The sequence below is a fragment of the Cellulomonas sp. B6 genome (assembly GCF_001462455.1).
Taxonomy (GTDB): Bacteria; Actinomycetota; Actinomycetes; order Actinomycetales; family Cellulomonadaceae; genus Cellulomonas.
Genome location: NZ_LNTD01000229.1, coordinates 1 through 13,531, shown reverse-complemented (window position 1 = coordinate 13,531; position 13,531 = coordinate 1). Strand labels below are relative to the sequence as shown.

General features: G+C 76.6%; 8 protein-coding genes. 1 reads left to right on the top strand and 7 read right to left on the bottom strand.

Translation table 11 applies throughout. The features are described from left to right. Positions 1 to 3: 3 nt before the first annotated feature. The 3 genes from cobA to nirB are packed head-to-tail and all read right to left on the bottom strand — an operon-like array spanning position 4 to position 4,264. The gene (gene cobA / locus ATM99_RS16710; RefSeq protein WP_062103957.1) at positions 4 to 1,293 is read right to left on the bottom strand and encodes a uroporphyrinogen-III C-methyltransferase; all 1,290 of its coding nucleotides are present in this window, start codon (positions 1,291 to 1,293) and stop codon (positions 4 to 6) included. After that, positions 1,290 to 1,709: a nitrite reductase small subunit NirD gene (nirD, locus tag ATM99_RS16705; protein WP_062103956.1), complete on the bottom strand. Its 420-nt coding sequence runs from the start codon at positions 1,707 to 1,709 to the stop codon at positions 1,290 to 1,292. Before nirD ends, cobA begins: the two co-directional genes overlap by 4 nt. Then, positions 1,706 to 4,264 (bottom strand): nitrite reductase large subunit NirB, encoded by a 2,559-nt coding sequence (nirB, locus tag ATM99_RS16700; protein WP_062103955.1) that lies wholly within the window; start codon positions 4,262 to 4,264, stop codon positions 1,706 to 1,708. Before nirB ends, nirD begins: the two co-directional genes overlap by 4 nt. A 185-nt stretch (positions 4,265 to 4,449) precedes the next feature. On the opposite strand from nirB, the gene ATM99_RS16695 reads away from it, so the two are divergent. Beyond that, a complete protein-coding gene (locus ATM99_RS16695) occupies positions 4,450 to 6,036 on the top strand; it encodes a molybdopterin-dependent oxidoreductase (RefSeq protein ID WP_062103990.1) in 1,587 nt (528 codons plus the stop codon). 69 nt (positions 6,037 to 6,105) lie between these two features. Here ATM99_RS16695 and ATM99_RS16690 read toward each other — a convergent pair whose 3' ends face one another. The 4 genes from ATM99_RS16690 to ATM99_RS16675 form a co-directional block, all read right to left on the bottom strand. Beyond that, entirely contained in the window at positions 6,106 to 6,462 is a 357-nt protein-coding gene (locus ATM99_RS16690; RefSeq protein ID WP_062103954.1) for a hypothetical protein, read from the bottom strand. Positions 6,463 to 6,606: 144 nt separating this feature from the next. Then, on the bottom strand, positions 6,607 to 10,872 hold the full coding sequence (locus ATM99_RS16685; RefSeq protein ID WP_062103953.1) for a bifunctional nitrate reductase/sulfite reductase flavoprotein subunit alpha: 4,266 nt from the start codon (positions 10,870 to 10,872) through the stop codon (positions 6,607 to 6,609). Further along, positions 10,872 to 12,302 carry an MFS transporter gene (locus ATM99_RS16680; RefSeq protein ID WP_062103952.1) on the bottom strand — a complete coding sequence of 477 codons (1,431 nt, stop codon included), beginning with the start codon at positions 12,300 to 12,302 and terminating at the stop codon, positions 10,872 to 10,874. The genes ATM99_RS16685 and ATM99_RS16680 overlap by 1 nt, the downstream gene beginning before the upstream one ends. Positions 12,303 to 12,525: 223 nt before the next feature. Next, a partial coding sequence (locus ATM99_RS16675) for a multicopper oxidase domain-containing protein (RefSeq protein ID WP_223305220.1) occupies positions 12,526 to 13,531 on the bottom strand: 1,006 nt, incomplete at its 5' end.

Here is a 13,531-nt window from a genome sequence, read left to right as displayed (position 1 = left end):
CGCTCACGCGTCCATTGTCACCGGCGCCGGGGGCGTGGCGTCCACCTCGTCCACGAGCTCCGGTGCGGGGTCCGCCGCCGTGGGCGTCAGCAGGTCGGGCGCCGCGACGTGACCGACGACGACCACGGCCGGCGCGCGCACGCCGCGCGCGGCCGCGACAGCCGCGACCTCGTGCAGCGGCGCGCGCGTCACGCGCTGGTCGGGCAGCGTCGCGCGCTCGACCACCGCGACGGGCACGTCGGGGTCGACGCCACCGGCCAGCGCGTCGCGCACCAGCCCGGGCAGCGCGGCCACGCCCATGAGCACGACGACGGTGCACGAGCGGTCACGCAGGCCCGTGAGCGCGGCGGCCGACCAGCCGTCGGTGCCGTTCATGACGTGCACCGCGCCCACGACGCCGCGGTGCGTCAGCGGCACCCCGGCCGCCGCGGCGGCAGCGAACGCGCTGCTGACACCCGGCACGACGCTCACCGGCACGCCCGCGGCGCGGCACGCGAGCACCTCCTCGCCGCCGCGGCCGTAGACGAACGGGTCCCCGCCCTTGAGTCGCACGACGACACGCCCGCGCTGCGCGTGCTCGATGAGGACCCGGTTGATCTCGTCCTGCGGCACGGGGTGGTGCCCGGGCGACTTGCCGACGTCGACGACCTCCACGTCGGCGGGCAGCTGGTCGAGCACGTCGGTCGGGCCGAGGCGGTCGGCGACCACGACGTCCGCCTCGGCGAGGGCGCGGTGTCCGGCGACCGTGAGCAGGTCGACGTCGCCCGGTCCCCCGCCGACGAGCACGACGCGGCCCCGGCCCGCGCCGCGACGGCGCCGGCGCAGGTCGACCTCGCCGGCGTGCAGGTGCGCGACGAGCCGGTCGCGCACCTCGACGCTGCGCCGCGGGTCGGCGCCGACGGCCGACACGACGCCGACGAGCACGTCACCCGTGCGCGTGGTGGCGGGCGTGCGGGCCGTGCCCGCGGCCGCGCGGCGCGGACCGCCGGCGTCGACGCAGAACACCCGCCGGGCGGTGGCCCACGCGACGACCGCGGCGTCCGCCGCACGCTCGCCCGTCGCGGTGTGCACGAGCCACACGTCGTCGAGGTCGGTCTCGACGACCTCGCGGTCGGACCAGCGGGCGCGGCCCGCGACGACCAGGTCGGCGAGGGGCTCGCACACGTGCGGCGCGACGACGTGCACGAGCGCGCCCTCGTCGGCCAGCGCCTGCGCGCGTCGTGCCGCGACCGGTCCCCCACCGACGACGAGCACGGCGCGACCCGCGAGCTCGATTCCCAGCAGCGCCGTCACCCCGCACCGCCGAGCACCGCGAGCTGCACGTCGCCGTCGACGACGCGCACGCCCCACGTCCGCAGGTCCGCGCCGTGCCCCGCGACCGGCGTCTTGCCCGCGACGTCGAGGCACGCACCCGTGCGCAGGTCGAACACCTGCTTGTACATGGGCGAGGCGACGGTCGGCACGTCGGCGTCGTCGACGCGGCGCGTCCCGACGATCCCGCGGGCCAGGACGTGCGCGTCGCTGAACGGGTCGTGCTGCTGCACGGCGTGCACCGTGTCGTCGAGCAGCCGGAACACCGCGACCTGCGTGAGCGTCGGTGCACCGTCCACCCGGTCGGGCACGAGCGCCGCGGCACCGCGCTCGGGTGCGAGGTCCGCGAGCCGGCACACGGTCAGCCACGTGGTCGTGGGGGCGTCGAGCGTCGTCACGAGCGGACCTCCAGGGTGGTGCCGGCGACGAGCACGGCGCGCTCGTCGGCGGTGGCGGGGCGGACCTGGCCGCGCTCGGGCACGTACGCCAGGGACGGGTCGGCCACGTCGGGGGCGTTGACGAACGACGCGAACCGCCGGAGCTTCTCGGGGTCGTCGAGCGTCGCGCGCCACTCGTCCTCGTACTGCGCGACGTGCTCGTCCATCTGCGCGTCCAGGTCGGCGCAGATGCCCAGCGCGTCGTCCATGACGACGGCACGCACGCCCTCGAGGCCGCCCTCGACCTCCTCGATCCACGGCGCGGTGCGCTGCAGGCGGTCGGCCGTGCGCACGTAGTAGAGCAGGAAGCGGTCGATGGTCCGCACGAGCGCCTCGGTGTCGAGGTCCTCGGCGAGCAGACGCGCGTGGCGGGGCGTGAAGCCGCCGTTGCCGCCGACGTACACGTTCCAGCCCTTGTCGGTCGCGATGACGCCGACGTCCTTGCCGCGGGCCTCGGCGCACTCGCGCGCGCAGCCCGAGACGCCGAGCTTGATCTTGTGCGGCGAGCGCAGGCCGCGGTAGCGCAGCTCGAGCATGACCGCGAGCGCCGCGGAGTCCTGCACGCCGAACCGGCACCACGTCGACCCGACGCACGACTTCACGGTGCGCAGCGACTTGCCGTACGCGTGCCCGGACTCGAAGCCCGCGTCGACCAGCCGCCGCCAGATCAGCGGGAGCTGGTCGATGCGCGCGCCGAACATGTCGATGCGCTGGCCGCCCGTGACCTTGGTGTAGAGCCCGAAGTCGCGCGCGACCTCGCCGACCACGATGAGCCCCTCGGGCGTGACCTCGCCGCCGGGCATGCGCGGCACCACCGAGTACGACCCGTCCTTCTGCAGGTTCGCCATGACGTGGTCGTTGGTGTCCTGCAGGGCCGCGCGCTCGCCGTCGAGCACGTGCGCGGGGGCCGTGGTCGCGAGGATCGACGCGACCGCGGGGCGGCAGAGGTCGCAGCCGCGCCCGTGCGTGCCGAACCGCTCGACGACCTCGGTGAAGGTCCGTAGGCCGGCGACGCGCACGGCGTCGTAGAGCTGGGCCCGCGACAGCGCGAAGTGCTCGCACAGCGCGGTGCTGACGCTCACGCCGAGAGCCGCGAGCTCGGTGGTCACGAGCTTCTTGACCAGCGGCAGGCAGGACCCGCAGCTGGTGCCGGCGCGCGTGCACGCCTTGACGGCGCCGAGGTCGTGGCAGCCCTCGTCGGTCACGGCGTGCCGGATCGACCCGGCGGTGACGTTGTTGCACGAGCAGACCGTGGCCTCGTCGGGCAGCTCGAGGTCGGGTGCGCCAGCTCCCCCGGCGGGCAGCAGGAACGCGCCCGGGTCGCCGGGCAGCTCGCGGCCGACCATGGGGCGCAGGCTCGCGTAGGCGCTCGCGTCGCCGACGAGCACGCCCCCCAGGAGCGTGCGGGCGTCGTCGGACACCACGAGCTTCTTGTAGACGCCCGCGACCGGGTCGGCCCACACGACCTCGAGCGCGCCCGGCGTGCGGGCGAACGCGTCGCCGAAGCTCGCGACGTCGACACCCGCGAGCTTGAGCTTGGTCGCGGTGTCGGCACCGGGGTACGCGGCCCGGCCGCCGAGCAGCCGGTCGACCGTCACCTCGGCCATCGTGTACCCGGGCGCGACGAGCCCGATGCACACGCCCTGGATGCACGCGACCTCACCGACCGCCGAGACGTGCGGGTCGGCCGTGAGGCACGTGTCGTCGACGACCACGCCGCCGCGCGGGCCGATCTCGAGGCCGCTGGTGCGCGCGAGCTCGTCGCGCGGACGCACGCCCGCCGCCACGACCACGACGTCGGCGTCGAGCCGCGTGCCGTCGGCGAGCTCGACGCGGCCGACGCCCCCGCGACGGTGCGGCAGCACACGCGTCGTCCTGGCCTGCGTGCGCACGCCGATGCCGAGCCGGTTGATCAGCCGCCGCAGCGCCTCGCCGCCACCGAGGTCGACCTGCGCGGACATGAGGTGCGTGTCGACCTGCAGCACGGTCGCGCGGGCGCCGAGCGCGTCCAGGGCGCCCGCGGCCTCCAGGCCCAGCAGACCGCCGCCGAGCACGACCCCGCGCACGGGCCGCTGCTCGGCCAGGCGCGTGACGTGGCCGCGCAGGGCCGCGACGTCGTCGAGCGTGCGGTACACGAACACGCCCTCGAGGTCGGCACCCTCCAGGGGCGGCACCCACGCCGACGACCCCGTCGCGAGGACCAGGTGGTCGTAGGCGTAGGTGCGGCCCGAGGCGGCCGTGACGGTCCGGGCCGCGCGGTCGACGACGGTGACGGCGTCGCCGCGCACGAGCGTGACGAGCGGGTCGTCCCACAGCGCGGCGTCGCCGAGCGCGAGGTCGTCGGGGGTGCGGCCCGCGAAGTAGCTCGTGAGCGCGACGCGGTCGTAGGGGCGGCGCGGCTCCTCGGCGAGGACCGTGACGCGCCACGTGCCGGCGGTGTCACGGTCGCGCAGGGCCTCGACGAGGCGCTGGGCGACCATGCCGCCGCCGACGACGACGAGATGACGGGGGTCCATGGGGCCTCCAGGAGGTCCGGGTGGGGCGAGGGCGTGCCTCGACGCTACGAACCGGCCGTTTCCGGCAGGGGTGCGCCGCCGTTTCGGCGTCGGAACGTTTCCCTCTCACCGGGCGGGCCTCGCGTGTGAGACCTTCGTCCCGTGCGCCGTGGCGCGCGCCGTGCCCGCGGCCTAGCGTGGCGCGCATGACGACCCCCGCGGTGCCGCCCGCGCGCACGCACCGTCCGCGCACCCCCGACGCGCTCGCGGCGCTCGCCGGCCTCGCGGCCGGCGCGGTGACCGTCGGGGCGGGTGCGCTGGTCGCGATCGTCACGGGACCGTCGACCGACCCGCTCGTCGCGGTGGGCGCGGCGTTCGTCGACGCGACCCCGGCGTGGCTCAAGGACGCCGCGGTGCGCGCGTTCGGCACCGCCGACAAGCTCGTGCTCGGCATCGGCGAGGCGCTCGTGCTCGCGGGCCTCGCGGCCGTCGCGGGCGTCGCGGCGCGTCGCCGGTGGCCGGTCGGTGCCGTGCTCGTCGTCGCGCTCGGAGGCGTCGCGGCGCTCGCCGCGACCCTGCGGCCCGACGCCGGGACGCTCGCACCGGCACCCGCGGTGGTCGGCACCGTCGCGGGCCTGTGGACGCTGAGCACCCTGGTGGGTCGTCTGCCCCCGCCCCCGTCCCGCGTCGACGCCCGAACCGACGCCGACGCCGTCCTCCCCCGGCCGTCGCCGGACCGCCGTGCGTTCCTCCGGCTCACCGCGCTGGCGTCCGTGCTCGGGGTCGCCGCCGCCGTGGCCGGGCGCGTCGCCGCGACGGGTGCCCGCGGCGCGCAGGCGGCCCGCAGCGCCCTGCGCCTGCCCGCCGCAGCCCGCCCGGCACCGACGCCGCCCCCGGACGTGCAGGTCGAGGGCGTCGGGCCGTGGGTCACGCCACCCGCCGACTTCTACCGCATCGACACCGCGCTGGTCGTGCCGCAGGTCGACCCGAGCGGCTGGCGCCTGCGCGTGCGCGGCCTGGTCGAGCAGGAGGTCGTGCTCACGTGGGACGAGCTGCTCGCCTCCGAGCTCGTCGAGGCGTGGGTGACGCTCGCGTGCGTGTCCAACGCCGTGGGGGGCGACCTGGTGGGCAACCAGCGGTGGCTCGGCCTGCCGGTGCGGGAGGTGCTCGCGCGGGCCGTGCCGACCGCGGACGCCGACATGGTGCTCTCGCGCAGCGTCGACGGGTTCACCGCCTCCACGCCGCTCGAGGCGCTCACCGACGGCCGCGACGCGCTGCTCGCCGTCGCGATGGGCGGCGCCCCCCTGCCGCCCGAGCACGGCTTCCCCGTCCGGATGGTCGTGCCCGGGCTGTACGGCTACGTGTCCGCGACCAAGTGGGTCACCGAGCTCGAGGTCACGCGGTTCGACCGGGTCAGCGCGTACTGGACGCAGCGCGGCTGGTCCGAGCGCGGACCCGTGAAGACGCAGTCGCGCATCGAATTGCCCCGCCGGGGCGCGGACATCACCGCCGGTGAGGTCGTGGTCGCCGGCACGGCGTGGGCGCAGCACCGCGGGGTCGAGCGCGTCCAGGTGCGCGTCGACGACGGGCCGTGGCAGGACGCCGACCTCGCCGCCGACGGCGGCGTCGACGCCTGGCGGCAGTGGCGGTGGACGTGGCCGGACGCCACGCCGGGCGACCACGTGCTCGCGGTCCGCGCGTGGGACCCCGAGGGGCCGCAGACGGGCGTCCCGGCCGGCGTCGTCCCCGACGGCGCGACGGGCTACGACACGCTCGACGTCACGGTCGCCTGACGGGCGTCGCCCCCGACGCCGCGTCCCGCACCGGACGCCCGTGCGCGGGGCGGTCCGTGCTCGACGCGATCAGCCCTGCACGCCGCGCGACACCTGCACGACCTGCACCTGCGCGTCGCCCGGGTCGCGCAGCAGGCACGCGAGCACGCGGTCGAGGTCGGGGCGGGCCGCGTCGGCGTACAGCACGACCGCGAGCGCACCGCCCTCCTGACCGTCGGGCACCGAGACGCGCTCCACGGCGGGGTCGTCGGTGCACGACGCGACCGTCGGGTGCTCGGGGCCGACCAGCACGGCCCACGGCCCGGACGACGGCACCTCGACACGACCGCCGCCGCCCGTCCCGGCGACGAGCCCGATCGCGAGCGAGCCGATGAGCCCGAGCACGACGAACGTCGCGACGACGACACGGGTCCTGCGGCCGCGCACGGCACCTCCAGCGGGGTCGGGGGTGCGCACCGGGCGGGCGGGCACGCCCGGGCCAACGCACGGCCGCGGTGCCGTGTTCCCGCGAGTGGTCCCCGTCTGACCGGCCGGCGGACGTCCGGGCCGGGTCGGGGCCCGCTCACCGGTTCAGTACACGTCGCGCACGTACCGCCGCGCGGCGGCCAGCCGCCGGAGGTACGCCGCGGCCGCGTCGGCGTCGAGCCGTCCCTCGCGCGCCACGACGTCCCGCAGCGCCGCGTCGACGTCGGGCGCCATGCGCCGGGCGTCGCCGCACACGTACACGTGCGCGCCGCGCTCGAGCCACGACCACAGCGCGGGCCCGTGCTCGCGCAGGCGGTCCTGCACGTACACCTTCTGCCGCTGGTCGCGCGAGAACGCCGCGTCGAGGCGCGTGAGCACGCCGGCGTCCTGCCAGGCGGCGAGCTCGTCGCGGTACCAGAAGTCCGTCGCGGCGTGCTGCTCGCCGAACACCAGCCAGCTCTCGCCCCGGTCGCCGCGCGCCGCACGCTCGGCCAGGAACCCGACGAACGGCGCCACGCCCGTGCCCGGGCCGATCATGACGACGGGGGCGTCCGGGTCCTGCGGCGGGTGGAAGTGCGCGCTGGGCTGCACGTGCACGGCGACCTCGGCGTCGGCCGGTGCGTCGGCGAGGTACGTCGAGCACGTCCCGCCGCGCGCGCGGCCGTCCGGTCCGGCCCAGCGCACGACCGACACCGTGAGCCGCACCCGCTCGGGGTCGACCAGCGGGCTCGAGGAGATCGAGTAGGCACGGGGCTGCAGCGTGCGCAGCGCGTCGACCCACTCCTGGGGCGTCGCGTCGAGCGGGTGCGCCGCGACGACGTCGACGACGCCGCGGTCCCACGTCCACGCGTCGAGGGCCGCGCGGTCGCCCGTGCGCAGCAGGCGGCGCAGCTCGTCGCCCGCGGTGCGCGTGGTCCGCTCGGCGACGAACCGCAGCAGCGCGGGCGTCGGGCGCCCGAGGTCGAGGCGCGTGCGCAGCGCGTCGCCCAGCGCGAGCGTCGCGCCGTCGTGCTCGACGGTCGCGCCGGGGTCCAGGCCCGTCGCCGCGCACCACTCCTCGACGAGCGGCGCGGCCGTGAGCGGACGCACCGCGAGCGCGTCGCCGGCCGCGTACGGCACCGGCAGCGGCGAGCCCGCGGTGTCGAGCAGGATCTCGCGGACCTCCTTGGCCGAACCGGGGGCGCCCAGGCGGCGGCGCCCGACGAGGCGCGCCGCGCCGGGGTGGCGCCGGGTCGCGTGCGCCGGTGGCGCGGCGTCCGACGACGCGGTCGGTGACGCTGCCGGTGGTGCTGTCGGTGGCGCTGTGGGTAGCGCGGCGGGTGCCGTGCGCGCGGGCGCCCGGCCGGGCGGCCCGTCGACGTCGCGCGGTCCCGGGGCGTCGTCGGTGCCGCCGGTCAGCGCCGCGAGCAGCCCGTCGAGCCACGTCGTGACCGCCGTGTCGTCGCCGGGCTCGCGCTCGAGCCGCTCGACCAGCCGCTGCGCGCCGAGCTCGGCGAGCCGGTGGTCGAGGCGCCGGCCGTGGCCGCAGAACCGGTCGTACGTCGGGTCGCCGAGCGCGAGCACGGCGAACCGCGCGCCGCCGAACGACGGCGCCTGCGGGTCGGCGAGCGCCTCCCACAGCGCGGTGCCGTTGTCGGGCGCGTCGCCGTCGCCGAACGTGCTCGTGACCAGCACGACGTCACCGCGACGCGGCAGGTCCGCGAGCGCGTCGTCCATGGCGACGACCCGGGGGGTGTGCCCGGCGTCCGCGAGGCGCTGCGCGACCACGCCGGCGACCTCCTCGGCCGTGCCCGTCTGAGACGCCCACAGCACGGTGACGGTCCGTGCGGGTGCGGGTGGGACGGCCGGCGGGGCCGTGCGCGAGAACATCCCGGCCAGCACGCCGTCGACCCACAGCGCGTGGTCGCCGCGCAGGGGTGCCGACGTCGGCAGGACGGGCGTCCCGCCGGCGGCGTCGGCACCGCGTCCCAGGCCCGCGAGGAACCCCGCGAGGTAGCGGCGCTCGTCGTCGCCCAGCGCGGGTGGCGCGACGTCGTCGACGCCGAGCGCCGCGGCGAGCGCGCGCATCGTGGCGGGGCCGTCGAGGGCCCGTGCGCCGGGCCCGGGCTCCCCCGCCCGGCCCGCGGGGGCGTCGTCGACGGCGGCACCCGCCACGGCGTCGGACGCCCGCGTGCCGTCGGCCACGCCCACGACGGGCGTGAGCGCGACCGCGCACGCCTTGAGCTCGGGCTGCAGCGACAGCGGGTCGACCGCGTCGTGGGTGACGGCGTTGACGGCGAGGTACTCGCCGAACACGTCGTTCCAGTGGAACGGGGCGAACAGCGTGCCGGGGCGCACGCGGTCGGTCACGACGACCGGCAGCACCGCGCGGCCGCGCCGCGACGCGACCTCGACGGGCGCCCGCTCGACGAGCCCGAGCCGCGCGGCGTCCTCGGGGTGCACCTCGACGAACGGGCCGGGCTCGAGCCGGTTCAGCGCCGGGACCTTGCCGGTCTTGGTCATGGTGTGCCACTGGTGCTGCACGCGGCCCGTCGTGAACCAGAACGGGTGGTCGTCGTCCGGCAGCTCGGCGGGGTCGACGTGCGGGCGCGCGTGGAAGACCGCACGACCGCTCGGCGTGGGGAACGCCAGGCGCGGGCGCGTGCCGTCGGGGCGGGTGAGCAGCGGCTGGTGCGCGCCGTCGTTGAGGTAGCGCACGGGGTTGCGCGCGGGCGCGTCGGCGGACGCGCAGGGCCACTGCACGGGCTCGCGGCGCAGCCGCTCGTAGCTGACGCCCCGCAGGTCGTAGCCCGTGCGCGGGTTGCTCGCGCGTCGCAGCTCGTCGAAGACCTCCTGCGACGACGCGTACGCGAACCCGTCGAAGCCCATGGCGGTCGCGACGCGCGCGACGAGCTGCCAGTCCGGCAGCGCCTGCCCCGGTGCGGCCAGCGCCCGCCGCGCGAGCGTCATGGTGCGCTCGGAGCTCACCATGACGCCGTCGGCCTCGGACCACAGCGCGGCCGGCAGCACGACGTCGGCGTACGCGTTGGTCTCGGTGTCGGCGAACACGTCCTGCGTGACGACGAGCTCGGCGCGCTCGAGACCCTCGATCACGGTGCGGCGGTTGCCGACCGACGCGACCGGGTTGGTGCAGATCACCCACGCGGCGCGGATCTCGCCGTCGGCCATGCGGCGGAACATGTCGACCGTGCCGGTGCCGACCTCGGTGCGGATCGTCCCGGGCGGGAGGTCCCACAGCTCCTCGCAGAACGCGCGGTCGTCGGCGTCGAGCACGCTGCGCTGACCGGGCAGCCCGGGGCCCATGTAGCCCATCTCGCGCCCGCCCATCGCGTTGGGCTGGCCGGTGAGCGAGAACGGGCCGCTCCCGCGGCGCCCGATCGCACCGGTCGCGAGGTGCAGGTTGACCAGGGCGTTGGTGTTCCAGGTGCCGTGGGTCGACTGGTTGAGGCCCATCGTCCAGCACGACACCCAGTCGCCCGCACCGGCGATCATCGCGGCGGCCGCGCGCAGGTCGGCCGCGGGCACGCCCGTGAGCCGCTCGACGACGTCCGGCGGGTAGTCGGCGAGGAACGCGGGCATCGCGTCCCAGCCCTCGGTGTGCTCGGCGACGAACTCCTCGTCGACCGCGCCGGCCTCGACGAGCAGGTGCAGCAGCCCGTTGAGCAGGGCGAGGTCGCTGCCCGGCCGGACCTGCAGGAACAGGTCCGCCTTCTCGGCCGTGGCCGTGCGCCGCGGGTCGACGACGATGAGCCTCGCGCCGGCCTTGACGCGGTCGAGCAGCCGCAGGAAGAGCACGGGGTGGCAGTCGGCCATGTTCGCGCCGACGAGCAGGAACACGTCGGCGTGGTCGAGGTCGTCGTACGACCCCGGCGGGCCGTCCGCACCGAGCGACAGCTTGTAGCCCGTGCCCGCGCTCGCCATGCACAGCCGCGAGTTCGACTCGATCCACCGCGTGCGCAGGTACCCCTTGGCGAGCTTGTTCGCCAGGTACTGCGCCTCGATGCTCAGCTGGCCCGACACGTACAGCGCGATCGCGTCGGGACCGTCGCGGTCGAGGATCGCGCGCAGCCGGCGGGCGACGTCCGCGACCGCGACGTCGACGTCGGCCGGCACGGGCTCGGTGCCGCGCTCGGGCCGCACGAGCGCGGTCGTCACGCGTCCGCCGGCCGCGAGCATCGTCGCGCTCGTCGCGCCCTTGGTGCACAGGCGCCCGGCGTTCGCGGGGTGCGACCGGTCGCCGCTCGCGCGGCGCACCGTGCCGTCGTCCCCGACGTCGAGGACGATCCCGCAGCCGACGCCGCAGTACGAGCACACGGTCGCGACCTGCGTCGTGGCCGTGCGCTCGTCCCGCGCGGTGGTGGTGGCCGTCATCAGATGACGGCGTCGCCGAACGCCGAGCCGCGGCGCGCGTACACGACCCACGTGGTGGCGGCCATGACGGCGTAGGTCGCGACGATCACCCACAGCGCCGCCTCGATGCCGCCCGTCGCGGTGGTCGACGCCGCGAACCCGCGCGGCACCAGGAACCCGCCGACGGCCCCGACCGCGCCCGCGATGCCGATGCACCCCGCGGCGGCCTTGGCCCGCCGCCCGCGGTCGGCGTCGTCGGTCGCGCCGTGCCGGAACACCGCCGGGATCATGCGGTACACCGACCCGTTGCCGGCGCCCGTGGCGAGGAACAGCAGCAGGAACGAGCCGAAGAACAGCGGGAACGACCCGGCCCGCAGCGCGAGGATCGCCGACACCGTCCCGACCGCCATGACCGCGAACGCCGCGACCGTGACGCGGGCGCCGCCGAGACGGTCGGCGAGCGCACCGCCCGCCGGCCGAGCCACCGAGCCGACGAGCGCGCCGAGGAACGCGATCGAGAGCGTCACGTCGGGGAACTGGGCCTTGAGCAGCGTGGGGAACGCCCCCGAGAACCCGATGAACGAGCCGAACGTGCCGATGTACACGAACGAGATGACCCACGTGTGCCGGTGCCGCGCGGCCGAGCCGTACGCGCGCGGGTCGGCCGCGGCGTCCTTGACGTTGTCCATGAGCCGCCACGCGAGCACCGCGGCGAGGATCGCGAGCGGCACGAACATCAGACCGGCCCGCTCGAGGTGCACGCCGGCCGCGCCGACGATGACCAGCGGCACCGCGAGCTGCACGGCCGCGGTGCCGACGTTGCCGCCCGCGGCGTTGAGGCCCAGCGCCCGGCCCTTCTCGCGCTCGGGGTAGAAGAACGAGATGTTGGCCATCGAGGACGCGAAGTTGCCGCCGCCGACGCCCGCGAGCGCGGCGACCGCGAGCAGCGCGCCGAACGGCAGGTCGGGTCGTTGCACGGCCCACGTCAACGCACCGGCGGGCAGCAGGAGCAGCAGCGCGGACACGACGGTCCAGTTGCGCCCGCCGAAGACGGGGACGGCGAACGTGTACGGGATGCGCAGCGTCGCGCCGACGAGCGACGGCACCGCGATGAGCCAGAACATCTGGTCGGCGGTCAGCGCGAACCCGGCCGCCGGCAGCTGCGGCACGACGATGCTCCACAGCGCCCACACCGCGAACCCGAGGAACTCCGCGAGGATCGACAGCACGAGGTTGCGGCGCGCGACGGCGCGCCCCGCGGTACGCCACTGCTCGGGCGCCTCGGGGTCCCAGCCGTGCAGCCAGCGGCCGCGGTGCCGGACGAGCACGGGCTCGACGCCCGCGGGGGTGAGGACCTCGGCGTCGGGTGCCGCGGTCGGGGGTGCCGGGGTGGGGTCTGCGGGCGCGGTCGCCGCGGCGGCGGGCGCGTCGGTCGTCGGGGTCTGGGTCACGGGGAGCCTCCGGGCGTCGGTCCGTGCAGGGCTGCGCGGGGTCGGGCGTCGGGGCCGGGCGGTGCCCGGCGGGCGTCGCCGCGTGGGGCCGGCGTCGAGCAGGACGCTAGGCAGCGCGTGTTTCGCCCGGACGCGCACCCGCGTCACCGGCCCGCAACGTTCCGCGCACACGCCGGCGGCCCGGGGTGTGAGAACTCCCCCGGGCCGCGTGGCGTCGTCGCCGTCAGTCCGTGACGCGGAACCGTCCCTGCGCGCCGCGCTCGGCGTCGCCCATGGCGTGCGTGACGAACGGGTACGTGCCCGCCTCGGGGAAGGTCAGCTCGACGAACCCGCCCTCGGCGGGCGCGAGCGCGAGCACCTGGGAGCCACCGGTCCCGGTCGACCCGCCGTCGCGCAGGGTCCAGTCGCCCTCGCGGTAGACGGTGTCGAACTGCCCGCCGACGACGTGGAACGACGACGGCCGGTTCGGCCCGGCGTCGAGCACCCACACGCGCACGCGCTCGCCCGCGCGGACCGCGAGGGGTCGGTCACGGTACTGGTTGGCGTAGCCGTTGAACGTCAGCAGCGTGGGCTGCTGCGCGGTGAGCGCGGCCTCGTCGGCGGTGCCGCCCTGCTTGCCCAGGTACAGCTCGGACTGCACGAGCACGTACTCGTGGTCGACCTCGGGCAGGCCGGGCGGGTCGATGACGACCGCGCCGAACATGCCGTTGGCGATGTGCAGGCTCATCGGCATGGTCGAGCAGTGGTACATCCAGATGCCGCTGCGGGTCGCGCGGAACGTGTACGTGAGCGTCTCGCCGGGCTCGATGGTCCGCATCACGTCGTCGGGTGCGAGCGCCCCGGCGTGGAAGTCGACCGAGTGCCCGAGGCTGCCGTCGTTGACGAGCGTGACGACGAACGTGTCGCCGACGCGCCCGTGCAGCACCGGGCCGGGTGCGGTGCCGCCGAACGTCCAGGCGGTGCGCGTGACGCCGGGGGCGACCTCCTGGACGGTCTCGGTGACCTCGAGCGTGACGTGGTGGGTCGTGCCGTCGCCGACCGGCGGCAGCGTCGCGTCGCGCGCGACGAACGCGTCGTCGGGTGCGGCCATGAGGTCGAGCAGGTCGGCCGCGCGCGTGCCGTCGCCCGCTCCGCCGTGGTGCGTGCCCGCCGTGCCGGGCATGTCGTGCCCCGCCCCACCGTCGCCCCCCGGGGCCGCCGCGACGGGTGCGGCGGCCCCGGGGGGCGAC